This is a genomic window from Micromonospora sp. DT15, assembly GCF_049841475.1.
Taxonomy (GTDB): domain Bacteria; phylum Actinomycetota; class Actinomycetes; order Mycobacteriales; family Micromonosporaceae; genus Micromonospora.
This window is the reverse complement of record NZ_JBNCKJ010000003.1, coordinates 422,009-448,284: the sequence shown is the minus strand read 5'-3', so window position 1 is coordinate 448,284 and position 26,276 is coordinate 422,009. Positions and strand designations below refer to the sequence as shown.

The window sequence follows — 26,276 nt, the reverse complement described above, 5'->3', positions numbered from 1 at the left end:
GTGAGGATATTCAGATGCGTCGTCACCCTCAGATTCCTGGGCGGGTGGTCTCGGGCCTCCTCGCGCTCCTCCTCGCCTCGGCGGTCGCTCTCCTCGCGTCCGCCCAGCCCGCCGCAGCTCACGGGACCCTCGCGATGTCCACACCGGCGAGCGGCGCAACCGTGCGCGAGCCGTTGACGTCGGTGCAGCTGTTCTTCACCGAGAAGGCCGCTGCCAACGCGTTCTTTACGATCACCGCGCCGGGTGGCATCCGGGTCGACAATGGCTGGTCGTACGGGGAACCGAAGCCGCTGGACAAGCCGGTGCGCGAGTACTTCCTGGTCAACGGCCAGTTCGAGCCACGCGAGTACACGACCGGGTTTCCCGCGACGGTGGCGGTCGCGCACCTGCCGGCCAAGGGCCAGTACTCGGTGAGCTACCTGTCGGTCGCCTCGGACGGCGACCCCGTACGCGGCACCTTGACCTTCCGCTACGACGGGCCGGTGACGGCGGCGCCCAAGGGGTGGAGCCCGCCGTCGACCCAGCCAGATCCGGCGCTGTTGGCCACCGCCGAGCAACACGGATCGTCCGGGCAGGCGTCGGCGGTGCCGACAGTCGCGGCCGAGACGGCGGTTCCACCGTCCGCGGCAGCGGCTGCGCCGAACGGATCGACTGACGAGAGCGGCCCCGGAGCGGTCGCGTGGGTCGGCCTGGCGGTGGTCGCCGTGGCGGCGGCGGCCGGATTCGTCGTCTGGCGTCGGCGGACGACCCCCACCGGCAGGCCCGCCGGCCGGGGCCGTACCGCGTCGGCGACATCCGCTCGACGCGGCACCGGCACCCGTCCCGCGACCAGGACCGCCGGCACCAGGACCGCCAGCGCCAAGGCCGCCGGTGCCAAGGGCGCCGGTAGCAAGCCCGCCGTTGCCAAGACTGGCGGCGGCAGAGCGGCCGGTGGCAGGACCGACGCAGACAGGACCGTCGCGGCGACCGGCAGCGGTACGCAGACCTCGGACGGTAAGCGGCGACCCAACGCCGTGCCGGCCGCGCGTAAGGACACCGCCGTCGTCGTGGCCCGGACCGGCGTCGCTGTCGATCCACCTCCGACCGATGAGGACGCGAAAGCCCTCGCCACGACGGACAGTCGACCGCCCGTCGACTCCGGGGCATCGCCTGACCCGGATTTCGCCACGGCGACGCCCGGGTCCCGGCTGAGCAACACCAGCCTGGCACTGTTCGTCGGTACCCTGGTGCTGGCCCTGCTCGGCGGGTTCGGATTGGCGCGCATTAGCGGCAACGAGGGCCCGGCCGCCAACACCGCCCGGCAACCGGCGGGCGGTCCGCCCGACTCCGGCCCGGCAGGGTCCGCGGCCGACGGACACCAACACCCGGCGGGCACCGGACCGCACACGCACCGGGGCGACGGCGTAACGGGCGAGACGCTTGCCACCGGGACGACCGTCAGCGCCGGCGGGTACACGCTGCAACCGCTGGAACGAACCCAACCCGCCGGGGTACGCGCCGACTACCGCTTCCGCATCGTCGGCACCGACCGGCAGCCGGCGACCCGCTTCGCGGTCGTCCACGACAAGCCGTTGCACATGATCGTCGTGGGCCGTGACCTGAGCGGTTACCAGCACCTGCACCCGACGATGGCACCCGACGGCACCTGGAGCGTCCCCATGACGCTGGCCCGACCCGGCGGCTACCGCGTCTACGCCGACTTCTCCGTCACCGCTGCCAACGGCACGCCGCTGCCGCTCGTGCTGGGCGTCGACCACACAGTGCCCGGCGCGCACACCCCGACCGCGCTGCCGCCGGCACAGACGCAGGCGACGGCTGGCCCGTACACGGTGTCGATGACCGGCACCCCGACGGCGGGGGTGACGGCGCCGATCCACTTCCAGGTCGCCAGCGCCGACACGGCCACGCCCGCGCAGCTGGAGCGATACCTTGCCGCGTACGGGCACCTGGTGGTGGTTCGTGAGGGTGACCTCGGCTACGTGCACGTGCACCCCGAGCCGGAGCTGGTCGACCGGACTGTGAAGTTCTGGCTGACCGCGCCGAGTTCAGGCCGGTACCGGGCCTTCTTCGACTTCCAGGTCGCCGGCAAGGTGCACACCGGGGAGTTCACGATCAACGTTCCCTGAGCCCGGAACTTTCTCCCTGCTGCGGCCGACCAACCTCCCAGCAGCAACCATCGGAGGAAGAACACATGCGTGCCACCAGCCCGAACGTTTCACGCCGCCGCTCGGCCGCGATCCTCGCCGCCGCGATCCTGGCGGTGAGCGCCGCCGGGTGCGGGTCGTCCGACTCTCCGTCGGCCGCGCAGGCGAGCCCGTCCGCGTCGGCCCCGGCCAACCCGGACGCTGGTGTGCTCGGCATTCGTGACCCGTGGGTGAAGGCGGCCGACAAGGGCATGACGGCGGCCTTCGGGACCCTGGTCAACGACGGCGACAGCGATGTCACGGTGACGGGCGCCACGAACCCCCTGTCACCGATGGAGCTGCACGAGATGACCATGAAGGACGGCAAGATGGTCATGCAGGCCAAGCAGGGTGGCATCGTGATCAAGGCCAAGAGCACGCACGCGCTGGAGCCGGGCGGCGACCACCTCATGCTGATGAACCTCACCAAGCCCGTCCAGGCCGGCGATGAGTTGACCTTCACGCTGACCTTCGCCGACGGCAAAACGCAGCAGTTCAGCGCCGTGGCCAAGCCGTTCACCGGCGCGCAGGAGAGCTACGCCCCCGGGCACGGTCAACCCATGCCCGGCGTGAGCGCCACGCCGGAGATGAGCATGAGCCCGTCATCGTGACGCAGACGCCACCCGTCCGGCCGGTGAGCAGGCGCGGCCTGCTCACCGGCGGTGCCCTGGCTGCCGGAGGGGCCCTGGCCGGAGGTGCCGCCATCGCCACGACCCGTACCGGCAGCGGGCAACCACCGGCCGCCGCCGACACCACGCCGGTGGCGAGCGTCGGTGGCCTGGTCGAGCCGTTCCATGGCGCCCGGCAGGCAGGGGTGTCCACCGAACCGCAGGCGCACGCGTCGTTCGTGGCGCTCACAGTGCGGGCCGGGACCGACCGGGCCGCGCTGGGCCGGATGTTGCGGTTGCTCACCGACGACGCTGCCCGGCTCACCCAGGGCCGACCCGCGTTGGCCGACACCGAGGCCGAACTCGGGCTGCTGCCGGCACGGTTGACAGTGACCTTCGGCTTCGGGCCGGGCCTCTACCGGGCGGCCGGCGTCGACGACCGCCGGCCGGCATCGGTCACCGAACTGCCGTCGTTCCGCATCGACCGACTCCAGCCGGCCTGGTCCGGCGGTGACCTGCTGCTGCAGATCTGCGCGGACGACGCGATCTCCGTCGCCCACGCCCAGCGGGTCCTGGTCAAGGACAGCCGCCCGTTCGCGACAGTGCGGTGGGTCCAGCAGGGCTTCCGGCGCAGCCCTGGTGTCGAGCCGGGCGGCCACACCCAACGCAACCTGTTCGGTCAGCTCGACGGCACCGCCAACCCCAGTCCCGGCGCGCCCATGGACACCGCGCTCTGGGTCGCGGAGGGTCCGGCGTGGCTGCGCGACAGCACCACACTGGTGCTCCGGCGGATCAGCATGAACATGGAGACCTGGGACCTGCTCGGCCGGACCGACCGCGAACTCGCCGTCGGCCGGCGGCTCGACACCGGCGCACCGCTCACCGGGACCGCCGAACACGACGAGCCCGACTTCGCCGCCACCGACGCCGACGGCCTCACCGTCATCCCCGACTTCTCGCACATGACCCGCGCCCGCGTCACCGACGACCGGTTGAGGATTCTGCGCCGGCCCTACAACTACGACGGGGCGCCGACGGCGGAGGGCCACGCGGACAGCGGCTTGATCTTCGCCTCGTACCAGGCCGACATCGAAAGGCAGTTCCTGCCCATCCAGCGCCGGCTGGCCGACCGGGACCTGCTCAACGAGTGGACCACGCCGATCGGCTCCGCTGTCTTCGCCATCCCGCCCGGATGTCGTCCCGGCGGTTGGATCGGCGAGCAGGTGCTCGGATGAGCGTGCCACCGGCCCGTCCCGCGGCCGTCCGACTCGGCGCGGCGGTGCTCGCCGTCCTCGTGGCGGTGCTCATCCCGGCCAGCCCGGCCTGGGCGCACAACTCGCTCCGAACGGCCACGCCCGCTCGGGACGCGACACTGCCGAGCGCACCGACCGAGGTCACGCTCGAATTCATGCAGCGACTCGACCCCGCGTTCACCACGATCGTGCTCACCGACGCCGCCAAGCGGAAGCTTCCCACCGGCGAACCAGTGGTCACCGGTGCGAAGAGCACGATCCAGGTGACCGACCCCCTGCCGAACGGGACATACACGGTCGCCTACCGGGTCGTCTCCGTCGACGGGCACCCGGTTCAGGGGTCGTACCCGTTCACGGTGGCCGATCCCTCGTCCAGCGCCGCGCCAGTTGTCGCCGTCAGCGCGTCAGCGCCCGCCCCGCCCGCCGCCGCCGCGGCGGCGTCCAGCGGCGGCCCGGGTGCCGGTGTCCTCACCGCGGCTGCCGCGCTGGCCCTCCTCGTCCTGGTGGCGGCTGGGCTGCTGTGGCGACGGGCAGCCCGACGCTGATCCGACCCGCCCCCGTGCGGTCGGCTCGCCTCATCACCTCATCAGCAAGGTCGACACATGTCCCACACAGAACCACGGCAGTTCGTCGGCGACGATCCGAGCGGTGTCCGCACCGCCGCCACCGCCTCGCTGACCCCGACCGGTCCAGTCCCGTCCGCCGCCCGAGCCAAGGGTTCCACGGGGTCCGGCTGGTTGGTAACCGTCGTCGCCGTCGCCTCGGGGGCCACCCTGTTGGTGCTCGGACTCCGGGTCGGGGGTGCGTTCACGGCCGCGATTCCGGGTCTCCCCGACGCGGGGCCGATCACCACCCGGGCGCTACCCGTTCTCCGGCTGCTGTCCGACGGTCTGGCCACCGTCACCGTCGGCATGCTGGTGACCTCCGCGTTCCTGCTGCCGGGCGACGGACCCAGCGTCTCGCCGCACGGCTACCTGCTGCTGCGGCGGGCCGGTGTCGCCTCGCTCGGTTGGTCGGTGACGGCGCTGTCTCTGCTGGCGCTGACCGCCTCGGACCTGCTCGGCCAACCACTGACGACGCTCGGGCCCGCTACCGTCGTCAGTTTCGCCACCACCATCTCGCAGGGCCAATCGCTCATGCTGCAGGCCGGACTGGCCCTGGCAGTGGCACTGCTGGCCCGAATCGGGGTATCCCGTGGCCTCGCCGCGACCGTCGCGGTCCTGGCCCTGGTGGCGGTGCTTCCCCCGGCCTTCACCGGGCACTCCGCCGGGGCCGGCAACCACCAGATCGCCGTCAGCAGCCTGGCCCTGCACATCCTCGCCGCCGCGGTGTGGGTCGGCGCCCTCATCGCCCTGCTGGTGGTACGGCGCAGTCGGCTGCTGGCCGACGCCGCCGCTCGGTACAGTCGCCTCGCCCTGGGCTGCTTCGTCGCCGTGTCGGTCAGCGGGGCGGCCAACGCCGCGGTTCGCCTCGGCTCGGTCGACCAGCTCTGGCACTCCCGCTACGGCTGGTTGGTGCTCGGCAAGCTCGTCGCCCTGCTGATCCTCGGCGCGCTCGGCGCGATACACCGCTCCCGCACCCTGCCGGCGTTGCGTGCCGGACGGCGATGGGCGTTCGGCCGGCTGGCCGCCGGTGAGCTGATCGTGTTCGCCGCCACCGCGGGGCTGGCGGTGGCGCTCTCCCGCAGCCCCACCCCGGTCGCCGAGGCGGGCACCGACGCCGACCCGATCACCGAGCTGCTCGGCTTCCCGATGCCCACCGCACCCACTGCGGGAAACCTGCTCGGGCAGCCGCTGCCGGACATGTTCTTCCTGACCCTCTGCGCTCTCGGCATCGCCGGGTACCTGGCCGGAGTACGCCGGATGCACATCGCCGGGCACCACTGGCCGGTCGCCCGGACGGCGAGTTGGCTGGGTGGGTTGCTGCTGTTGGCGGCGGCCACCAACCTCGGTGTCGCCCGCTACGCGTACGTGCTCTTCAGCGCGCACATGGCCCAGCACATGGTGTTGTCGATGCTGGTGCCGATCCTGCTGGTCGGCGGCGCACCGGTCACCCTCGCCCTCCGCACCCTGCGTCGACCGGCCGACCCGGGGGTACGCGGTGCCCGGGAGTGGTTGCTGATCGCGGTGCACAGCCGACCCACGAGGCTGCTCACCCATCCGCTCGTCGCGCTGGGCGTCTACACCGCCAGCCTGTTCGGCCTGTACTTCAGCGACCTGCTCGGCGTGCTGATGCGCTCCCACCTCGGTCACCTCGCGATGCTCACCCACTTCGTGTTCGCGGGCTACCTGTTGTTCTGGGTGCTCATCGGGGTCGATCCGGGCCGTCGACGCCTCCCCCATCCCCTGCTGGTGGTCATCCATCTGGCGTCGATGATGGCGCACGGCTTCTTCGGCCTGGTCCTCATGCAGACGACCACCGTCATCGCCCCCGACTGGTACCTCGCTGTGCACCCCACCTGGGCGTCGTCGCTGCTCGCCGATCAGCAGCTCGGCGCCGGTATCGCCTGGGCGTTCGGCGAGCTGCCCGCCGTCGTCGTCATGATCGTCCTGATTCGCCAGTGGATTCGCGCCGACAAGCGTGAACAGGGCCGCCTCGACCGGGCCGCCGACCGGGCCGATGCCACCGGCGCGGAGGACGACCTCGCCCGCTACAACGCGTTTCTCGCCGCGGCCGGACGTCCCGACATCGATTCGCGCCGCGCGGCCCGGCCGGACCAGCACTGACATCGAGGACCGATCTTCGGGAACCGCCGGCGTCTTCCCCCCGACTACCAGTCAGGGCCGATGCGACACCTCACCGGGCGACCAGACCAGTACGGGAAACACCTTCGTGCTTCCCGACTCTTCCGATCGGATCACCATGTCTCTGACTGAATTGTCCGGCACCCCGCAGCCGGAGCCCGCCACCACCGCCGAGAGACCGGCCCGAGCCGCCCGGCGCACGTCGCCGTTCGGCGCGCTGCTGCTGCGGCTGCACTTCTACGCCGGCATCCTCGTCGCCCCGTTCCTGGTGGTCGCCGCACTGACCGGCCTGGCCTACACCGTCACCCCGCAACTCGACACGATCCTCTACGGCGACCAGCTCGAGGTCGCCCAGGTGGGTGACCGGCAACTGCCGCTGGCCGAGCAGATCGGGGCCGCGCGCAACGCGCACCCGGACGGCAGCATCACCACAGTGCAACCCGGCGCCGGCGACCAGACCACCAAGGTGGTGTTCTCCCTGCCCGAGCTCGGCGAGAACCAGCACACCGTCTACATCAACCCGTACACCGGCGAGTCCCAGGGGCAGCTCACCACCTGGTTCGGGTCCACGCCGATCACCACCTGGCTGGACGACCTGCATCGCCACCTGCACCTGGGAACGGTGGGCGAGCACTACTCCGAGCTGGCCGCGAGTTGGCTGTGGGTGATGGCGCTCGGTGGGGTCGTCCTCTGGTGGCGGCGACGTAACGCCGCCCGAGCCGCCGCCCGGCACCTGTTGGTGCCGGACCTGTCCACGGGTAGGGGTGTCCGCCGCACCCGAGGGTGGCACGCCACCACCGGCATCTGGCTCACCGTCGGTCTCCTCTTCCTCTCCGTCACCGGCCTGACCTGGTCCCGATACGCCGGCGCGAACTTCGCCGCGGGTCTGGACGCGCTCAGTGCCCGCACTCCGGAGATCTCCACCAGCCTCACCGCCGGCCCCACCGCCCCTGCCGAGACCGGCGGCGGTCACGAGCACGGTGCCGCCGGGGCGGGCGGGATCGTCGAGTCGGCGGCCTTTGATCGGGTCCTGGCTGTCGCTCGCGGCGCGGGCCTCTCCGGTCCGGTTGAGATCAGTCCCGCGCCGGAGCCGGGCTCCGCCTGGACCGTCACGCAGGTCGACAACACCTGGCCGGTCAAGAAGGACCGCATCGCCGTCGACCCGGCCACCGACACGGTCACCGCCCGCAGCGACTTCGCCGACTGGCCCCTGCTGGCCAAACTGAGCGGCCTCGGCATCCAGGCCCACATGGGGATCCTCTTCGGCCTGGTCAACCAGATCCTGCTCGCCGCGCTCGCCCTCGGCCTGCTCTGCGTCATCTTCTGGGGCTACCGCATGTGGTGGCAGCGCCGGCCCACCCGCGCCGACCGCCGTGCGATGGCGGGCACCCCGCCGGCGCGTGGCGGCGTACGCGGCCTGCCGCTCTGGGCGCTGCTGATCGGCGTACCGGTGACGGCGGCGATCGGCTGGACGCTGCCCCTGTTCGGGCTCACCCTGCTCGCCTTCCTCCTCGTCGACGTGGTGGTGGGTGCGGTGTCCCGACGCCGACGACCTGCCGCGGCTCCCACCTCCCCGGCACCCGCGGGCTGCTGATCACCGGACCGGCCGTCCGTCGTCGGACGGACGGACGGCCGGTTCACTCAGATCACTACCTGTTTGGTGTTCGGCAGGCTGTCCACCATCGACTTCTGCACGTTGATCGTGTCGGCGATGATCTCGTGGGGCGTGTTCGCCATCCACTGCATCACCGAGATGTCCTCGAATCGGGGATGGCGGAACATCTCCAGGAACACCAGTGGCTCGTCGCCGGTGTTCTCGATGTAGTGGCCGTACGCGAAGGGGACGTAACCCACGTCGCCGGCCTGGAAGTCGAACGTCCGGGCGGCGGCCTGCGAGGCGAAGACGCCCATCCGCCCGGTGCCGGAGATGTAGTACTGCCACTCGTCGGTGGTGGGATGCCAGTGCAACTCGCGCATTCCACCCGGCTCGACCTCCACCAGGGCCGCGGCGGTGGTCACGGAGGCGGCGAAGTTCGTCGAGTCGGTGATCCGGACCGTACCCCCACGGAACCGTTGCGGGGTCTGCGCGAGCATCCGGTGCTTGAAGCTGCGGGGGATGTCACCGGTCGGGCTGACCACCCGGTCCTGTTGCAGGGGCGGTGGGACATCACCCTGGAAGATGTACTTCTCCCGCTCGGGCAGGTTTTCCATCTGTTCCAGTGTCCAGCCGAAGTTCTTCGCCAGGACGTGCCGAGGGGTGTGTGCGAAGAAGTCGCTGAGCAGGAACGTGTTGTTCTCCGAGAACGCCCCGTCGTTGAAGACCAGCAGGAACTGTGCGCCGTCCTCCAGCGCCTGGATGTTGTGCGGCACGCCCTGCGGAAAGAACCACAGATCGCCGGCCTTCACGTCCTCGATGAAGTTGCGTCCCTCGTGGTCGACGGCGCTGATCCGGCAACTGCCGCTGAGCATGTACGCCCACTCCGACTGCTGGTGCCAGTGGATCTCCCGGTATCCGCCCGGCTCCAAGCCGAACTGGACACCAGCCAACTGCGTGGCGATCGGAAGGTCGCGACTGGTGACCTCCCGGGTCCAGCCGCCCTTCTCCACCCGGGTGTGCGCCTGCGAGAAGGAGAACTTGAGGTTGGGCACCAACCGGCTGTCGGTCGTCGGCGGCACCACCAGATCAGGATTCTGCCGCTCAAGCTCGACGTTACGGCCGGCAAGGGGCGCGGCACCCTGATCGCCGCGCCGCGGCTGGGGATCGCTGTTCGCCATGATCGCTGCCTCCTCAGTCGGGTTGGATCGGATTGGGTGCGGGAAGGGATCCGCCCCGCAGCCGTAGCCGGGACGAGGCCCCCAGCAGGGCACGCAGTCCGGGCCAGCCGTACTGGACCGTGATCGCGACCGGAATCGCCGCGGCGGTCGCCATCAGCACCAGACGGGTCCACGCCGGAGCGTGACCACCCGCTCCGGTGCCGGCGTAGAGGACGAACATCAGCAGTACGACCCGCAGCCGATGCAGACCGGGAAGTTCGATGAGCTGGGCCATGACTCGATGATTGGCGCCGAACGCTGCCGGTCGCATCACGTGATCGCGCCATTGCCGCCGGTCAGATCCCGGACGGCGCAGGCCATTCCACCCAATCGAGCCGGTTCGTCGATCTGGTCGCCCCTGCCTGACGCCATGGATAGGCTCGGTCGCAGGACGGCCCTTCGACGCGCCTGGTAACAACCGGGGAGAACGCCATTGTCCGAATCACCCTTCAACGCCGGGACGCTTCCGGCCGACGACATCGCCACCGACGCCGAACAACGACGGCACCGGCTCTTCGCCACGGCGGACCAGCTCCGGCTGGCCGGGCGCGGGATGGAGGCGCTGCACGTCCTGGCGGCGGAGATCGTCACGAGTCGCAGCGGTGAGCGCCACCGCACCCTCCTGCTCGGGCGCCTGGCGCAGATCGTGGCACTGGAGCAGCCGACCATCGCCCTCGCCGGTCTGCGGGAAGCGTTGCACCTCCGCCTGGACGACCGCAGCCGCAGCACGGTGCTCGCCCTGGTCGCCACGATCGCGGCCCGCACGGGACATCCGGACACCGATGCCCTGCTGCGCGACGCGGGTACCGCGCACGCCGCGTCGGGTGATCAGGCGTCCGCTCGCCATCTTGCCCTCGGCCGGGCCGCCCGCTCACTCGCGCACGGCGACCTGCCGGGCGCCCAGGCCGTGCTGGCGGCCCTCGACCCGGACTCCTGGGCGGCACGCGCCGACGCCCCGTCCATCAGGGCGGAACGCATCCTCGTGCAGCTCGGTCTGGGCCGGCACCAGGACGCGCGGGCCGCGACCTGTCAGCCGCCCGAGGCGACCGACGTCTCACTCCCCGGGCTGACCGCGCTGGACTGCCTGCGCATGGTGGCCGTGGGAGAGCTGCCCGAGGCGGCCGCGCTGGCCGTCACGACGCTCAGCTCCGGTTCGGCGAACCTCAGCAGGGAGGTGCGTGCCCTGTTGGTCGCGGTGATCGGCGAGGTCCGCTACCGCCGTGGCGAACACGACGACGCCCGCGCCATCCTCCGCACCTGCCTGGCGGAGGACCGGTGGCCCGACCGTACGATGTGGACGTTCGCGTTCTGTGTGGCGGTGCGCGATGCCACCCTCAGCACTCCGGCGGGCCTGCTCACCAGGGTCGTCACCGACCTGCACCGGTCGGTCCGGCCGCTCCTGCCCGTGCCGCACTTCGGCCCCCGACTGGTACGCGCGGCGATGGCAGTCGGCGACATCCAGGCCGCGGGTCGGGTCACCGAACTGGTGGAGGTGGTGTCCACCCGTACGCCGGTGCCGCTGTGGCGAGCGCTGGCCGACCAGAGCCGAGGGTTGCGCGACGGTGACGCTGGCGCACTCCGGTCGGCGGTCGACCAACTGCGCACCACCGCCGCCCGGCCGGCGCTGGCCGACGCGTTGCTGGACCTCGCGAACTGCCCTCGGACGCGGTCCGGAGAAGCGCGCGATGCCGCGCACGAGGCGGCCGCCCTGTACGCCCGGATCGGTGCCCCAGGCGACCAGGCGATCGCGGACCAGCGCTGGGCCGCCCTCGCCGCCACCCCGCGCCACCGGCCCTCGATGGACGGGCTGCCGAGCCGGGGCATCGACGCGCTCACCCCCGCGGAGGAGCGGGTCGCCGAGATGCTCGCCACCGGTGCCACGAAGAAGGAGGCGGCCAGGATCCTCTTCGTCTCCTTCCACACCGTGGACACCCAACTCCGCTCCATATACCACAAGTTGGGCATTCACAATCGGATGCAGTTGGCACGGGCCTGGGAACGCGCCGGACGATAATCAGCCGATGAGCCGGCTCCCCCGCCGTCACTTCTCGCTGTCGAGCAGGCCCATCATGGCGGTCGCGTACCGCTGGCCGGAGGCTGCGCCGGCCGGGACGGCCCGCTCGATCTCGTCCACCGCGTCCTGGTCGAGCACCACGTCGACAGCGGCCAGCGACTCGGTCAGCCGGTCCCGCCGCCGCGCCCCGACCAGCGGCACGATGTCTTCGCCCTGTGCCGCGACCCAGGCGATCGCCACCTGACTGGTGGTCACCCCGAGCCGCTGTGCGACCCGGCCGAGCGCGTCCACCAGGCGGAGGTTGGCGGCCAGGTTCTCGCCCTGGAACCGTGGGCTGTTCGCCCGGAAGTCCGTGCCGGTCAGCTCACGCTCCGCCGACCAGTGGCCGCTGAGCAGACCTCGGGACAGCACCCCGTAGGCGGTCAGCCCGATGCCCAGCTCGCGCAGCGCCGGCAGGATGGTGGCCTCCGGGCCTCGCGAGAGCAGCGAATACTCGATCTGGACGTCGCTGATCGGTGCGACCGCTGCGGCCCGACGGATGCTGTCGGCACCCACCTCGGAGAGCCCGATGTGCCGGATGTAGCCGGCCTGCTGCATCTCCAACAGCGCACCGACGGTCTCCTCGACCGGTACCTGCGGGTTCAGCCGCGACGGCCGGTAGATGTCGATGTGATCGGTGCCCAACCGTCGCAGCGAGTACGCCAGCCGGTCCTTCACCGCCGCCGCCGACACGTCGTACGGTGCCGCCTGGAAGCCGCCGTCGGGTGTCCGGCGTGCGCCGAACTTCACGCTGAGCACCACCTCGTCCCGGCGACGCTCCCGCAGCACCCGGCCGATCAGCATCTCGTTGTGACCCGAACCGTAGAAGTCGGCGGTGTCGATCAGGTTCACGCCGGCATCGATCGCGGCGTGCAGCGTCGCGACGCTCTCCGCCTCGTCGGCCGGCCCGTACAGGTCGGACATGCCCATCGCGCCGAGCCCGATGATCGACACCTCCGGACCGGAGGCACCCAACCGTCGCCGTCGTAGACCCGTCATGTCCCTCGTCTCCTTCGGTCGTCCTCGGTGCCTGGTGGCGTCCAGGGACCGCTGTGTACGCTGTGTCCATATAACCAGCAAGTAGACAGCGTGTCCATATAACCGGGAGGACCAGTGGCCGAGCTCACGCCGGATGCCCAGCCGCCAGCACGCCGTGGTCGCGGCCGCCGGCCCACCGATCAGGTACGAACGGAGATCCTCACGGCCGCCGGTGAACGCCTGCTGGCCGAGGGCATGGCCGGCTTCACCATCGAGAAGGTCGCCGCCCTCGCCGGGGCCAGCCGGATGACGATCTACAAGTGGTGGCCCTCCAAGGGCGCGCTCGCCCTGGACGGCTACTTCACTGTCGTCGCGCCCACGCTGGCGTTCCCGGACTCCGGCGACATCGTGGCCGACCTGACCGACCAACTGGTCGCCTTCGTCCACCTGGTGCGGGACACCACCGCCGGACGGGTCATCAGCCAACTCATCGGGCAGGCGCAGACCGACCCGGAACTGGCCGCCGCCTACCGCGAGCGCTACTCCGCCCCCCGCCGGGCCCTCGCCGTCGAGACCCTCACCCGGGCCATGACCCGTGGGCAGCTACGCGCCGACATCGACCCCGAATCGGTTGTCGACCAGCTCTGGGGGGCCTGCTACCACCGGCTTCTCATCGCGGACCTGCCGCTCACCGAGGACTTCGCCCGCACCCTGGTCGACAACCTCATCCGCGGACTGCGCTGACCGGCAACCGGTCAGGCCACATCGCCACGCCAGGGGTCGACCGGGCCCTGCGGGTGGTCGCCACGCAGGGTGATCCGGTGTACGACCCGCCGCGCGCCGCCGTAGTCCCGGTTGGCGTAGTGCGCGGTGCTGCGGTTGTCCCACATCGCCACGTCACCCGGCCGCCAGCGGTGCCGCACCAGATGCTCCGGCTTGGTGAGGTGGGCGTAGAGCAGGTCCAGGATCGCCCGGCTCTCGGCCTCGGACACGCCCACGATGTGCGAGGTGAAGCCGGGGTTGACGAAGATGCCTCGACGGCCGGTCTCCGGGTGGACGCGTACGACGGGGTGCTCCACCGGGTCGAGCCGGGTGACCGTCTCCCCCTCCCACACACTGCCCCGGCCACCACGGCGCTGCGCCAGGTAGTAACCGAACTCCCGGTTGCCGTCGTGCACGGCGACCAGTTGGTCCACCAGCCGCCGCACCGGTTCGGCGAGGGAGTCGTACGCGAGTTGGCTGTCCGCCCAGGTCGTGTCACCGCCGCTGGGCGGCAGCGTCACCGCGCGCAGGATCGAACCGAGCGGCGGACGGGCCACGAAGGTCACGTCGGTGTGCCAGACGTCGGCGAAACCGTTGTCCGCACTGTCGAGGGCGTACACCTCGGGGTGTTTCTCGTCGACACCACCGACCACGGGATGCGAGGCGGTCAGCTCGCCGAGCCGGCGACCGAGGCGTACCTGACCATCGTCGTCGAGGCGTTGGTCGGCGAAGAAGAGGACCTTGCGCTGCACCAGAGTTGCCCGTACCGCGGCAAGTTCCGCGTCCGTGGCGTCGTGCAGGTCCAGGTCCCGCACCTCGGCCCCGAAGTGCGGCCCGAGTGGCTCCAGCGCCAGTTTCACGAGAGTGTCGGTCATGACGGTGTCCTTTCGTTGTCAGGCGGCGGCGGCACGGACGGCGTGGCCGATGGTGGCGCGCAGGGCCGCGTACTCCGGTGAGCCACGCAACTCGTCCGGCTCGACGTCGGTGCGTGGAAGACCGACGTCGAGGTCAAGGGCCACCCGACCGGGCCGCCGGGTCAGGACGATCACCCGGCTGCCGAGGAACACGGCCTCGTCCACGCTGTGCGTGACGAACACACACGTCCGCCCGGATTCCGCGCTGACCTGGCGCAGGTCCTCCTGCAGTCGCTCCCGGGTCAACGCGTCGAGGGCCGCGAACGGCTCGTCGAGCAGCAGCAACGGGTTGTCCACGGCCAGTGCCCGCGCGATGGCCACCCGCTGCTGCTGGCCGCCGGAGAGCTGCCAGGTGCGACGGTGCCCCACGTGCGGCAGGCCGACCCGGTCCAGCAGCGCGGACACCCTGCGGGACCGCTCCGGGCGGGGCACTCCGGCGTAGCGCAGCGCGAGCCCGACATTGCCGCCGACCGTCTTCCAGGGCAGCAGTCGGGGCTGCTGGAAGACCAGACCGGCGTTACGTCCCGGCACCGGTGGTCGGCCGGCCGCGGTCACCGTGCCGACCGTCGGCCGCTCGAAGCCGGCGATCAGCCGCAGCAGTGTCGTCTTGCCGCAGCCCGAGGCGCCCACGATCACCAAAAAGGCGCCCGGCGGTACGCGGAGGTCGACCGGGCCGAGGGCGGTGACGGCGGCCGAACCGCTCCCGTAGGTGTGGGTGACGTCGCGGACCTCGACCGCGGCGTCAGGGCTGGAGGACATTCGGCAGACCCTTGGTGTAGATCGCTGCCTCGAACACCGACCGGTCCGGGATCGCGTCGATCTTCTTCTGTCCCTTGAGGAAGACCGCTGCGTTGTAGAGGTTCTCGGCGAGCGCGCCGACCTTGTCAGGCGAGCCCAGCCACTCCGGGCTGGCCAGGTCGGCGGGCTTGAGGAACACGCCCTGGCTCAACTGGTGCTGGGCGACGGCGGTGTCCAGGTTCAGCTCGCGACCCACGGCCGTCGCCGCGGCGGTCGGGTCGCTCGCGATGAGGTCGAGGGCCTTTGCCTCGGCCTTGCGCCACGCGTCGACAGCCTCCGGATGCGCGTCGGCGAAAGCCGTGGAGACCACCCCGAGATCCAGTGTGGGCTTGCCGGCGGTGGCCAACTCGCGGCTGCTCACCAGCACCTTCCCGGTCTTCTTCAACTCGTCGAGGGACGGCAGCCAGGAGTACGCGGCGTCGAGGTCACCCCGGGTCCAGGCGGCGAGGATGTCCTGCGGCTCCAGGTCGACAAGCGTCACCTCGCTCTCCTTCACTCCGGCCCCTTCCAGGGCCGCGAGCAGACTGAAGTGCGCGGTCGACGCGAACGGGGTGCCGATCTTCTTGCCCCGCAGGTCGCTGACGCTGGCGACGCCGGTGCCGTTGCGTGCCACCAACGCCTCGTTGTCGCCGGCGACGTCGAGGACGAAGGCCACCTTGTAGGGCAGGTTCAGCGGCGCCGACAGGCCCCGCGCGACCGGGCTGGAGCCGATCGCGGCGATATCCACGCTGCCGGCCGCGAACGCGGTGTTGATGCTCGCGCCGGAGTCGAACTTGGTCCAGGTGATCTTGTAGTCGGGTAGCGCCTTCTCCAGCAGTTGCTGATTCTTCACGATCAGGTCGCCGCTCGGGAACGCCTGATAGGCGAGCCGGAGACTCTTGCGCTCTGGATCGCCACCGCCGCTGGCGGCACCGTCGCCGCAGGCCGCGAGTGGCACGACGGCAGCGAGCAGAGCGGCCGCGATGAGGGTTGGGGTGATCGGTCTACGCACGGGACGCCCATTCTGAGAGGTTGTGGACAGCGCGGGTCAGCTTCGACCGCGCCAGGGAACGAGCCGGTCCTCCGCCGTGCGCAGCAGTGCGTCGATGAGGAGGCCGGACAGGCCGATGGCGAACAGCCCGAGCACCACCACATCGGTCTGCGAGTACCGTTGCGCGTCGCGGACCATGCCGCCGATGCCCGGCACGCCGTTGATGGTCTCGGCGGCGACCACCGACGAGTAGGCGATGCCCACAGCAAGACGGATGCCGGTGAAGATCTCCGGCAGCGCGTGCGGGAGCACCACGTCGCGGGTGACCGCCCAACGGCCGCCGCCCAGCGCCCTGGCGGCTTCGACGAGGGTGGCGGACGCGGCCTTGACGGCGGAGGCGGTGGCGACCGCGACCGGTGGCAGCGCGGCGATGGACAGCAGCCACAGCTTCGGCGTCTCGTCGATGCCGAACCAGATGATGAACAGGCTGAAGTACGCCAGCGGTGGCAGCGCGCGGACGAAGGTGACGACCGGCTCGGTCGCGACCCGCACCCAGGCGACGGTGCCCATCACCAGGCCGAGCACCAGCCCGGCGGCCACGCCGACCACCGAGCCGATCAGGATGCGGCGCAGACTGACACCGAGGTGCTCGATGAGCAGGTGGCCGCTGTAGCCGCGAACGCCGTCGTGGGTGGTGGACGTCTGCACCAGGCGGTCCCACACCGCACCCGGTGACGGTATGAACGTGGGGTTGTCGGTCAGCACCGCGAGGATCTGCCAGAGGGCCAGCAGCGCCAGCAGGGAGACGACGCGGAGCGTGGTGCGTCGCCTCCAGCCGGCCCTCCGCTGCGCGCGCGGTGGGTGTGCCGGCGGTGCCGCGCCGCTGTCGGTGGGCGTGGTCTGTACTGCGGAAACAACTGTCACGGCTTCTCCCGATCACGATGGCCTACTATTCCTACAGCTTTGGTGGGGTATCCACAAGGCCTCACCCACTGCATGGAATTCGGGGCTGGACGCCGCCACCCCACGCGTCCAGGAGGTGTGCCGGCCCGGCCAAACATGAAGATCATGTTCAATCGGTGCTAACGTCATTGCTCGATGCTCCAGCGATCGTCAGTCTCGCCCGGCCGACACCGCAACCTGAGGTGAGGATGCCCCTCCACTTCGACCTGCTCGGGCCGCTGACAGCGTCGCGGGACGGCCGGCCGGTCCCCCTCGGGTCGACGAAACAGCAGCTGGTGCTGGCCGCTCTGCTGCTACGCCCGGGTGAGGCGATCTCCGCCAACGAGCTGATGACGATGGTGTGGGGCGACCAGCCGCCCGCCTCGGCCGCCGCGAACCTGCGCACCTACCTGCGAGGGCTGCGCCAGGCACTCGACTGCGCAGCGGACGAGCGCCGCCGAATCCTCACCACACCGGGCGGCTACCTGCTTCGCGTCGAACCGGACGAGCGGGATGTGGACCGGTTCGACGCGGCGGCGGCGCGCGGACGGGCAGCGCTGGCCGCCGGCGACCCGGCGGCGGCGCAGCCGGAGCTGGCCCGCGCGCTGGGCATGTGGCGGGGGTCGGCCTTCGCCGGGCTGCCGCTGCCCCGGCTCCTCGCCGGCCGGGTCGCGCGGATCACCGAGCGGCGTCTGCTGACCGAGGAGGACCACGCCGCAGCGCGGCTCGCGCTCGGCGAGGCCGCCCAGGCGATCCCCCGGTTGAGGGCACTGCTCGACCGTCACCCACTGCGGCAACGGGCCTGGTCCCAACTCATGACCGGCCTCTACCAGATCGGCGACATCGCCGGGGCGCTGGCAGCCTTCCAGCAGGCCAGGCGCGCGCTGGCCGAGGAGACCGGGATGGACCCCGGCCCCGAGCTGACCCGGTTGCACGACGACATCCTGCACCACCGCCTCGGCCAGCAGGCCGCGACGACCGGGCCGGTCGACGACACGTCGACCCGCGCGGCACCGGGCCGCCCTCGGCAACTGCCACTTGCCCTGCCCGGCTTCGTCGGGCGCAGCGCCGAACTCGACCTCCTCGACGCGACCCTCGGCGCCCGATCCACACGACAGGCCACTGTGGACATCGTCACCATCAGCGGCATGGCCGGCGTGGGCAAGACGACGCTCGCGCTGCACTGGGCCCACCGGGCCGCCGACCGCTTTCCCGACGGCCAGTTGTACGTCAACCTCCGAGGCTACGACGACGCGGACGCGGTATCCCCCGCCGATGCCCTGGTCGACTTCCTGGAGGCGCTCGGCGTACCTGTCGGCCGTATCCCCAGCAGCGTCGACGCTCGGGCCGGGCTGTACCGCAGCCTGCTCGCCTCGCGTCGGATGCTCGTCGTCCTCGACAACTCGCGCGACGCCGACCAGGTGCGCCCGCTGCTGCCCGGCGTGGGTCGGTGTGCCGTCCTGGTGACCAGCCGCGACCAACTCAGCAGCCTCGCCGTGGCCGAGGGCGCCCGACCGTTGACGCTGGAGGTGCTGACCGCGGCCGAGTCGACGCGGCTGCTCCGCAGCCGACTCGGTGACGTCCGGGTGGCGGCGGAACCGGCGGCGACCAGCGAGGTGATCGAGTCGACGGGACGCCTCCCGCTCGCCCTGTCCATCGTGGCGGCCCGGCTGACCGCCCGGTCCACCTTCCCGATCGACGCCGTCGCGGCCCAACTCCGCCAGTCCGAGTCCCGCCTCGAGCAGCTGGCCGACGGGGACGTCCGCCGGATCTTCTCCTGGTCGTACCGGGCGCTGAGCGCCGAGGCGGCCCGCCTGCTGCGCCTGCTGGGCCTGCACCCGGGCCCCGACCTGACCGGAGACGCCGCCGCCGCGCTGCTCGGCCGCCCCCGGGCGGCGGTCACCCCGCTGCTGAAGGAGCTGACCCGGCTGCACCTGCTGACCGAGCACCTACCCGAGCGGTACGCCCTGCACGACCTGCTCCGGTCGTACGCCGCCGAACTGGCCCAGGCATCCGACCTGGCCGAGGAGCGACAGGTCGCCGCGCGCCGGATGCACGACCACTACCTGCACAGCGCGCACCCCGGCGCGGTGCTGCTCCAGCCGACCTGGACACCCATCGAGCTGGAACCACCGATGCCGGCGAACGTGCACGTGCCGATGCCCGATCGGGTCGTCGCGGCGGCCTGGTTCCACGCCGAGCACCCCGTCCTGCTGCGGGTGCTACGTCAGGCCGCGGAGACCGGCTTCGAGCGGTACGCCTGCCAGCTCGCCTGGGCTCTGGCCGCGTACCTCGCACCCAGAGGCATGTTCCAGGAGCAGCTCGCAGCCCAGCAGGCGGCGCTCGCGGCGGCGCAGCGGATCGGCGACGTCCGGGCGCAGGCGCAGGCCAGCCGGATGCTCGCCCGCGCGCTCATGCGGCTCGGCGATCAGCACGCGGCCGAGCACCACGTTCAGCGGGCGCTGGAACTGTACGAACAGCTTGAGGACCTGGACAGCCTGGCGCTGATCCTGCGCCAGTACACCGAGCACTGCACCCAGTACGGCCGGTTGGACGAGGCGCTCAAGCACAGCGCCGAGGCGCTGCGGGTCTCGCAGCTCATCGGCAACCGGTACGCCGAGGCGCGCGCGCTCAACGTCAAGGGTTACCTGCACGCCCTGACCGGTGACTACCAGCAGGCCGTCGTCGACTGCGCCGAGGCGCTGACCCAACAGGAGGCGATCGACGATCGCGTCGGGCAGGCCGCGACGTTGGACAGTCTGGGCTTCGCGTACCACCGGCTCGGTGACCCGGCCAGAGCTGCGGTCTGTTACGAGCAGTCCGTCCAACGCTTCCAGGAATCGGCCAACCGGTATCACGAAAGCCTGACCCTCGTCCGGCTCGGCGAGGCGCGCGAGGCGATGGCGGACCCTCCGGCCGCCGCCGAGGCATGGCAGCGGGCCATCCGGATCTACGACGACCTGGGCCACCCCGCCGCGGACGTGGTGCGGCAACTGCTGGTGCGCGTCGCGCCCGGCCACCGCGGCCCGGTGACCCCGCCTGAGTGAGACGCCCGGCTACAGCGGCCGGGCCGTCTGAGCTGGTCGCCGATCAGCGCCTCGGCCGACAGGTGCGGGTGACCGTGGACCCCGGGCGGGTCCTTCGGAAAAACCGCCCGGCCACGACGGCCGGGCCCAGGTCGCCCCGCAACATCGAGGTGTACGCGGCGAACAACGTCGGGGTCGGCTCGACGCCCAACTCGGTCGCCAGGCGGGTACGGAAGGCCCCGAACACGTCCATCGCCTCGCCCTGCCTGCCGGTCTGGTACAGGGCGGTCATCAGCATGATCGCCAGCCGTTCCCGCAGCGGATACTCCGTCTGCAACGCGGTGAGCGCGGGGATCGCCCGGCGGCAGTCGCCCAGCCGCAGGTGCAGTTCCAGCCGGTGTTCCAGGCAGACGATGCGGCGTTCGAGCAGGTGCTGTCGACGGCTCTCCGCGTACGGGCCGGTCAGGCCCGCCAATGGTTCGCCCGTCCAACTCTGCTCGGCCTCGGCCAGTAGCACCGCGGCCCCGGCGAGGTCGCCGGCCGCCTCGGCCACGGCGGCGCGTTCCATCGCCTCGTCGAAGTCCGCGACGTCGGTGCGGGCCGAACCGAGACGCAGCCGGTAGCCGATCCGGGAACTGTCGATCGCGGGGCCGTCGGGGTCTCCGCACGCCGCCTGAAGTGTGCGTCGCAGGCGATAGATGTACGGCGGGATCAGCTTGGCGCCGGTCGCCGGGATCTGGCAGCCCCAGACGCCCTGCAGGATCGACGCCGGTGTGACCACGCGGTCCGCGTTGAACAGCAGGATCGCGAAGACCGCCTGTTGCCGGACGGGCCCGAGGTCGAGCCACTCTCTGCCGACCTCGGCGTGCAGCGGGCCGAGGGCGTGAAACCGTACCCGCGTCACGGCACCGCACCGCCCGCACCAGGACTCGTCATCGAGGTCTCCTCCCTACCGGCGGCCGGGGAACCGCGCCCCGGCGACGAGGCACGGCACGCCCGATTCAGCTCTGAACCCGGCGGTGCCGCTTGGATCGAAGATCATCGCGTCCGGGGGAATGGTAGGGCGCTCGGCGTACAACTCGCGTACATCGCCCGTACGAACAGCGCGCAGCGGGTGGCGGCGCGCACTCCGAAGCGGAGACGGTGCTGCCGGTTGAGTCATCAGGTGACTCACCGGCAGCACGTCGATCAATAGGTCCTACGCGTGGGCGTAGCTCACTCGGGCGGCTTGGCCCCGGACTGCTCGCTGACCATGTACGCCGCGTACCAGTCGGGCCAGTTGTCGTCATGCTCGCCCGTACGTTTCTCGTGTTCACCGTGCGCGGCGGCCGCGCGCCGTAGCGCGCTCGCCAGGTCGCTCGTGGAGCCGAACGACGTGAGGCCGCCCTCGATGCGCCCGGGAAGCCTGGTCGTGATCTCCTGCATCAGCCAGGTGTTCCCGTCCGGGTCGCGCAGCGTGGCACGCGAGAAGTAGCTGCGCCGCTGCGGGTCCGGCCCGTCGACCGGGCCGTCCGGGCTGACGTGGAAGACGTCACCGACCTCGACACCGGCGGCGACGAGGGTGTCGTGGGCCGCCTCGATGTCGGACACGATCAGGTACGCCATGGCCGAGCCGGGTGCCGCCGGTGTGAGCCCGGGGCCGAACTGCACGGAGCACGCGGAGCCGTGCGGAGTCAGCTGGACGATGCCGGGCGGCGTCTGGTCGAGTCGCCATCCGAGCCGTTCGTAGAACGCCTTCGCCCGGTCGACGTCCGACACCGGGATGACGATCACCTCGAGCTTGACGTCGAGGCTCTCGATGCGCGATGTCGCGCCCGCGTCTCCCTGGTCAACCTTCGGGCTCATCCCCCGCTCCCTTCTTGATCATCACGCTACTGTTCGCGTTACTGGCTCGACCCGGCTCTCCGGCATCACCCCGGCGTTGTCCTGGTGGCCCTGCGCACCCCCAACAGGGCGACCACGGCGAGAAGGATGACGGCGACCGAGTACTCGTCGGCGGTCCTCGGCAGGCCGCCGGCGTAGACCACGAGGAAGCCGGCGATCACCGTGGGGAGACCGAAGCCGACGTAGCAGACGACGTAGAGCACCGACAGCACGCTGGCACGTTGGTGAGCCTCGACCAGCGGCATGACCGTCTTGAGACTGCCCTGGAAGCCGCTGCCGAAGCCGACGCCCCCGAGCGCGAGGCCGACGAAGAAGCCCGGGACGGACTTCGCCATGACCGACACCAACGTGACCACCATGCCCAGGATGAGCGCGGTGATCCCGGTCAGGATCACGGTCCGCGCGGCGGTGTTGCGCTGTATCAGAACGGCTGCCGACCCGAAGACGGCGAAGACGAAGAGGACGAGACCGCCGATCACGATGGACGTGCTCATGAGACTGCGGACGAGCGCTGGGCCGAGCGCGCCGAAGAACCCGGCCAGTGCCCAGACCGCGAAGAGCACCGGCACGACGACCAGGACCGGCTTGCGCACCGGACGGGGCAGAGCGATGTCCGGCCGGAGGCTGCGGCGGGCCCCGCCCATCGGGCTCACCGTCTCCGGCATCAGCGCGACTCCGACGGCCTGGATCAGCAGGATGACGAGCAGCACGACGTACACCAGTCGCGTCGGCGCGGGCAGGAACTGGATGAGCAACGCCGAGAGCAGGGCGCCGCTTCCGGTTCCGATACCGGGGGCGAGAGAGTTCGCCAGCGTGCCCCGGGCCCGGTCGATGTCGAGCATGGCGGCGCCCACGGCGCCGGTGGCGGCCCCGGCTGCCAGCCCTTGCACGAGTCGGGCGACCAGCAGGGACGCAACGCCGTTGGCGACGATGAAGACGACAAGCGCGAGCATCTGCACCGCGATCGCGACGCCCAGCACCGGCCGCCGACCGACGTGGTCGGACAACTTGCCGAAGGTGAGCAGCGAAGCGAGCACCGCGAGGGCGTAGACGGCGAACACAATCGTGGTGGTGACAGGCGAGAAGTGCCAGCGTTCCTGGTACGTACCGTAGAGCGGGGTCGGAGCCGCCGACGCGGCCAGGAACGACACGAGGATGGACGCCAGCAGCACCAGGGAGACCGTCGGCGTGAGTCGGGCCCGCCCCGCGATTGGCATGTCGGTGCTCCTCGGCTGCGTGGAGAGCGGTCAGCCTGGGCGTTCCGCCGGCCCCCGGGGCCACGGCGGCGTACCCGTTCGGCACCGACACATGCCCACGGCTCAGCCTCGGTGTCCGAGGGCACCGCCGTGCGTGCCCGGCCGGCGCCCCTACAGCTCGGGGTGGCCGAAGAGCCCCGGCAGCCCGCCGCTGTGCAGGAAGACGACCCGGTCGCCGCGCGGGAAGCTGCCGGCCAGCAGCGCCGCCATCGCCCGACCGGTGTACGTCGGGTCGAGGAAGACCCCCTCCGTACGCGCTGTCACCTCCAGCGCGTCGCGAACGGCGTCGGTCAGCGTGCGGTAACCCGCACCCACCTGGGTGTCGTCGATCCGCAGCTCCCCGGGCTCCACCTCGCCGACGAGCAGCCCGGCGACCGTCGCCCGTGGGTCCGGCACGGCGCCGACGTCCACGCCGACCACCCGCCGCACGCCCAACTCCCGCACCAGGCCGGCCATCGTCCCGCCGGACCCGAGCGCCGTCACGACCTCGACGCCGTCGGCGTCCGGCAACTGGGCCCGCAGCTCCCGACCGCAGTCCACATAACCCTGTACCGACGCGGGAGAGGTGCCTCCGAACGGGATGACGTACGCCGATCGTCGCTCTCCCTCAGCCGCTGCCACCTCGGCGGGCGGTCGGTCTCCGCTCCAGACGATCTCCGCGCCCGCGAACTCGTCGAGCAGCAGGTTTCCCCGCCTGGTCTCCGGGGGCGGGCCGGCGAGCACCAGCACGCAGGAGAGGCCGAGCCGCGCGGCCGCGGCCGCGGTGAGGCGGGCGTGGTTGCTCTGCGGCGCCCCTGAGGTGATGACAGTGGAGGCGCCGACGGCCATCGCCTGCGCGCAGGCGTACCGGAGTTTACGGATCTTGTTGCCACCCCCACCGAGGCCGCTGAGATCGTCACGCTTGAACCAGAGCTCGGCCAGCCCCAGCCGGGCGGCAAGCCGGGGCGCGGCCTCCAGCGGCGTCGGCCAGGTACCGAGGGGAACGGGTGTGATCATCCCTTCAGCTAAGCACTCCGCGCCCAGGCTGTCCGGGGCAGCGGTCCGACGTCCGAGTGACGACCGGGACGGAGCGCCGCGTGCCGCTGCCCGGGACCCGCCCCGTCGCGGGCGGCGAGCGCGTCGGCCACCGCTCCGGTGGCGAACGCGTAGATGGACTTGTGCAACACGTCGATGGCGAGCTCGGAGCGGGGCCAGGTGAACGGCGGCGCCCCCACGCCGGTGGCGTTCTCCAGGATCTGGTCGTTGCTCAGGCGCAGCGCGGTGAACATCGTCGACGCCCAGACGCCCCGCAACCCGGCCTGCGCCATGACGCTGCGCAGCACACCGACCAGCACGCCCTGGCCGTAGTGCATTGCCAGGTTCTGCCACCGGGGCGGCTGCCCGGAGGATTCCGGCAGGCCGGTCAGCCGTGCCAGAACCCGGGCCGGAACGTAGGAGTCGGGTCGACCGGTCACCCGCTGTTCGATCTTCTCCGCAGCCGTCATCACCGCTGTCCCGGCCAGACCCGCCGCCAGTCCCTGCCACACCGCTCTCTTCAGCATGTGCGGCCCCTACCCCGCGGGCGCTCCCCTACACCCCCACATGCCGCCGGCCCACGAGTTGTCGTCCGGCGGGTGCCGGGTTGGTTTGAGCCCCAACCCCCCGGGTAGGGTCCTTGTCGGGTCAAGACACGCGCCCTCCAGTGGTCACCTCGCCTCGGCATGCACGCGGCAGGCGGCCACCCTCGTCGAGGGCGGAGGCATCGTGTGACCGACCAGGATCCCCCATTCGGGTCTTCAGGACCCGACCCGCAGTACGGCCCGGACCGGCCCATCATGTCGCTGTCGTTGAGCCGTGACGGCGCCGTCAGCCAGATCAGGGTCGTCGGCGAGATCGACATGAGCAACGCCCACCTGCTCACCGAGCTGGTGGAGGTCCTCTGCCGCACGCCCACGCCACTGGTGGTCGTCGACCTCGCGGCGGTCCGCTTCCTCGGCGCGCACGCCGTCAGCGCGCTGCTCCACGCCGGCCACGTGGCCGCCCAGGCCGGCGGTCGGCTGACGCTTCGCGACCCCTCGCCGTTCGTCCTCCGGGTGCTCGACGTGGCCGGCGTGCTGGGGCGTCTCCACCTCCACGGCACATCCACACCGACCGGTGCTCGCCTCAGCGGCGTGGTCCCACCCCTGCCCCGCCGTGCCGCACCGCCGCGTCAGCCTCTCGGCCCGTCCGTCGCCGCCCAACCGTAGGCGGCGCGGCCACCGTCCCCCCGAGAGACATGTTCAATCCGCTGGCCAGGACGCTGCCGGGCGGGGGCGGTGACGCCATGGTCGACGACCGGCTCGACGAGGAGCGGCAGGGCGCGTTCACCGCTTGGTCCTGCCCTCTGCCTGGGCGACCAGGGACTCCGCGACCTCGCGCACCTTCCGGTTGGTGTCCTGGGAGATCTTCGACAGCAGTGCGAACGCCTCCTCGGACGAGCACCGCCGGCTCCCCATGATGATGCCTTTGGCCTGCTCGATCACCGCCCGATTGCGCATCGCCTCCTGCATCTGGGCCGCCAGCGTGGCGGCGTTCTCGTACAGGTGCGCGTTGGCCAGTGCCACCGCCGCATACGCGCCGAAGCCCTCCGCGCTGGTGATCGAGGGCGGGCCGAAAGCGTTCACCGAATCGCTGTAGACGTTCAACGCGCCGACCACCGATGCCTGGACGGGAAGCCCGATCGAGAGGGAACTCCCCACCCCGGCGGCGCGAGCCCTCTCCGCCCATACCGGCCAGCGCTCCTCGGTCGCCATGTCCGGCACCGAGATGGTGTCACCGCTGGCGGAGGCATCCAGGCAGGGACCCCGGTGCTCCTCGTACTGCCACTCGTCCAACTGACGGGCCAGCTCGCCGGTGGATGCCCCGGTCCAGCCGACCCGACCCCGAACCAGCGTGACAGTCACCTCTCTCGTCCCGGCGATGCTCGCCTTGGCGAGCTCGGCGATCCGGAGCAGCATGTCGTCGAGGCTGACCTCGTCGAATCTGACCTTGCCCAGCTCGGCCAACGCGTCCGCGGGATCCATCGTCGGCTGCGTCATCGCAATAGACCCTTCTCGGTCGGCGTCCGCCGGAG

The 26,276-nt window shown here is 71.3% G+C and carries 23 protein-coding genes; 10 read left to right on the top strand and 13 right to left on the bottom strand.

The genetic code is table 11. The features are described from left to right. Positions 1–14: 14 nt before the first annotated feature. From ACLQ3F_RS09605 to ACLQ3F_RS09580, 6 genes are all read left to right on the top strand, one after another. Positions 15–2,126: a copper resistance protein CopC gene (locus ACLQ3F_RS09605; RefSeq protein ID WP_425847976.1), complete on the top strand. Its 2,112-nt coding sequence runs from the start codon at positions 15–17 to the stop codon at positions 2,124–2,126. A 65-nt stretch (positions 2,127–2,191) separates the two neighbouring features. Further along, positions 2,192–2,794 (top strand): copper chaperone PCu(A)C, encoded by a 603-nt coding sequence (locus tag ACLQ3F_RS09600; protein WP_425847975.1) that lies wholly within the window; start codon positions 2,192–2,194, stop codon positions 2,792–2,794. 23 nt (positions 2,795–2,817) lie between these two features. Continuing rightward, positions 2,818–4,026: a Dyp-type peroxidase gene (locus ACLQ3F_RS09595; protein WP_425847973.1), complete on the top strand. Its 1,209-nt coding sequence runs from the start codon at positions 2,818–2,820 to the stop codon at positions 4,024–4,026. Further along, positions 4,023–4,589 (top strand): copper resistance CopC family protein, encoded by a 567-nt coding sequence (locus ACLQ3F_RS09590; RefSeq protein ID WP_425847970.1) that lies wholly within the window; start codon positions 4,023–4,025, stop codon positions 4,587–4,589. The genes ACLQ3F_RS09595 and ACLQ3F_RS09590 overlap by 4 nt, the downstream gene beginning before the upstream one ends. A 57-nt stretch (positions 4,590–4,646) precedes the next feature. Continuing rightward, positions 4,647–6,770 (top strand): cytochrome c oxidase assembly protein, encoded by a 2,124-nt coding sequence (locus ACLQ3F_RS09585; protein WP_425847967.1) that lies wholly within the window; start codon positions 4,647–4,649, stop codon positions 6,768–6,770. A gap of 136 nt (positions 6,771–6,906) precedes the next feature. Continuing rightward, complete coding sequence (locus ACLQ3F_RS09580; protein ID WP_425847964.1) at positions 6,907–8,382, top strand: PepSY-associated TM helix domain-containing protein; 1,476 nt, start codon at positions 6,907–6,909, stop codon at positions 8,380–8,382. Positions 8,383–8,429: 47 nt separating this feature from the next. Here ACLQ3F_RS09580 and ACLQ3F_RS09575 read toward each other — a convergent pair whose 3' ends face one another. Together ACLQ3F_RS09575 and ACLQ3F_RS09570 are read right to left on the bottom strand one after the other, a co-directional pair. Beyond that, a complete protein-coding gene (locus ACLQ3F_RS09575; protein ID WP_425847962.1) occupies positions 8,430–9,563 on the bottom strand; it encodes a cupin domain-containing protein in 1,134 nt (377 codons plus the stop codon). Positions 9,564–9,576: 13 nt separating this feature from the next. Then, positions 9,577–9,837, bottom strand: coding sequence for a hypothetical protein (locus ACLQ3F_RS09570; RefSeq protein ID WP_357206652.1), 261 nt, complete (start codon positions 9,835–9,837; stop codon positions 9,577–9,579). Positions 9,838–10,035: 198 nt separating this feature from the next. Between ACLQ3F_RS09570 and ACLQ3F_RS09565 the strand changes: the two genes are divergently transcribed. Then, positions 10,036–11,616, top strand: a complete 1,581-nt coding sequence (locus ACLQ3F_RS09565; RefSeq protein WP_425847960.1) for a LuxR C-terminal-related transcriptional regulator — start codon at positions 10,036–10,038, stop codon at positions 11,614–11,616. Between the two features lie 27 nt (positions 11,617–11,643). Here the strand turns inward: ACLQ3F_RS09565 and ACLQ3F_RS09560 are convergent, their stop codons facing one another. After that, positions 11,644–12,654, bottom strand: a complete 1,011-nt coding sequence (locus ACLQ3F_RS09560) for an aldo/keto reductase (protein WP_425847958.1) — start codon at positions 12,652–12,654, stop codon at positions 11,644–11,646. A 114-nt stretch (positions 12,655–12,768) separates the two neighbouring features. Here ACLQ3F_RS09560 and ACLQ3F_RS09555 point away from each other — a divergent pair, with 114 nt between their 5' ends. Beyond that, entirely contained in the window at positions 12,769–13,377 is a 609-nt protein-coding gene (locus ACLQ3F_RS09555; protein ID WP_425847956.1) for a TetR/AcrR family transcriptional regulator, read from the top strand. An 11-nt stretch (positions 13,378–13,388) separates the two neighbouring features. Here the strand turns inward: ACLQ3F_RS09555 and ACLQ3F_RS09550 are convergent, their stop codons facing one another. The 4 genes from ACLQ3F_RS09550 to ACLQ3F_RS09535 are packed head-to-tail and all read right to left on the bottom strand — an operon-like array spanning position 13,389 to position 17,001. Further along, the gene (locus ACLQ3F_RS09550; protein ID WP_425847953.1) at positions 13,389–14,270 is read right to left on the bottom strand and encodes a TauD/TfdA dioxygenase family protein; all 882 of its coding nucleotides are present in this window, start codon (positions 14,268–14,270) and stop codon (positions 13,389–13,391) included. Positions 14,271–14,288: 18 nt separating this feature from the next. After that, a complete protein-coding gene (locus ACLQ3F_RS09545; RefSeq protein WP_357206642.1) occupies positions 14,289–15,068 on the bottom strand; it encodes an ABC transporter ATP-binding protein in 780 nt (259 codons plus the stop codon). Beyond that, on the bottom strand, positions 15,052–16,098 hold the full coding sequence (locus tag ACLQ3F_RS09540; RefSeq protein ID WP_357262160.1) for an ABC transporter substrate-binding protein: 1,047 nt from the start codon (positions 16,096–16,098) through the stop codon (positions 15,052–15,054). The genes ACLQ3F_RS09545 and ACLQ3F_RS09540 overlap by 17 nt, the downstream gene beginning before the upstream one ends. A 36-nt stretch (positions 16,099–16,134) precedes the next feature. Then, positions 16,135–17,001, bottom strand: coding sequence for an ABC transporter permease (locus ACLQ3F_RS09535; protein WP_425847951.1), 867 nt, complete (start codon positions 16,999–17,001; stop codon positions 16,135–16,137). A gap of 227 nt (positions 17,002–17,228) precedes the next feature. Between ACLQ3F_RS09535 and ACLQ3F_RS09530 the strand changes: the two genes are divergently transcribed. Further along, a complete protein-coding gene (locus ACLQ3F_RS09530) occupies positions 17,229–20,066 on the top strand; it encodes an AfsR/SARP family transcriptional regulator (RefSeq protein ID WP_425847949.1) in 2,838 nt (945 codons plus the stop codon). Between the two features lie 43 nt (positions 20,067–20,109). On the opposite strand, the gene ACLQ3F_RS09525 is transcribed toward ACLQ3F_RS09530, so the two are convergent. The 5 genes from ACLQ3F_RS09525 to ACLQ3F_RS09505 all read right to left on the bottom strand — a co-directional run bounded on the left by ACLQ3F_RS09525 (position 20,110) and on the right by ACLQ3F_RS09505 (position 24,726). Continuing rightward, complete coding sequence (locus ACLQ3F_RS09525; RefSeq protein WP_425847948.1) at positions 20,110–20,949, bottom strand: AfsR/SARP family transcriptional regulator; 840 nt, start codon at positions 20,947–20,949, stop codon at positions 20,110–20,112. 311 nt (positions 20,950–21,260) lie between these two features. After that, entirely contained in the window at positions 21,261–21,890 is a 630-nt protein-coding gene (locus ACLQ3F_RS09520; RefSeq protein WP_357262169.1) for a VOC family protein, read from the bottom strand. Between the two features lie 65 nt (positions 21,891–21,955). After that, positions 21,956–23,146: an MFS transporter gene (locus ACLQ3F_RS09515; RefSeq protein ID WP_425847945.1), complete on the bottom strand. Its 1,191-nt coding sequence runs from the start codon at positions 23,144–23,146 to the stop codon at positions 21,956–21,958. Positions 23,147–23,296: 150 nt separating this feature from the next. Continuing rightward, positions 23,297–24,181, bottom strand: a complete 885-nt coding sequence (locus ACLQ3F_RS09510; protein WP_425847942.1) for a pyridoxal-phosphate dependent enzyme — start codon at positions 24,179–24,181, stop codon at positions 23,297–23,299. A gap of 8 nt (positions 24,182–24,189) precedes the next feature. Then, positions 24,190–24,726: a hypothetical protein gene (locus tag ACLQ3F_RS09505; RefSeq protein WP_425847941.1), complete on the bottom strand. Its 537-nt coding sequence runs from the start codon at positions 24,724–24,726 to the stop codon at positions 24,190–24,192. Between the two features lie 273 nt (positions 24,727–24,999). Here ACLQ3F_RS09505 and ACLQ3F_RS09500 point away from each other — a divergent pair, with 273 nt between their 5' ends. Next, positions 25,000–25,410, top strand: coding sequence for an STAS domain-containing protein (locus ACLQ3F_RS09500; protein WP_425847939.1), 411 nt, complete (start codon positions 25,000–25,002; stop codon positions 25,408–25,410). A gap of 117 nt (positions 25,411–25,527) precedes the next feature. Here ACLQ3F_RS09500 and ACLQ3F_RS09495 read toward each other — a convergent pair whose 3' ends face one another. Beyond that, positions 25,528–26,241 carry an ANTAR domain-containing protein gene (locus tag ACLQ3F_RS09495; protein ID WP_425847937.1) on the bottom strand — a complete coding sequence of 238 codons (714 nt, stop codon included), beginning with the start codon at positions 26,239–26,241 and terminating at the stop codon, positions 25,528–25,530. Between the last annotated feature and the right edge of the window lie 35 nt (positions 26,242–26,276).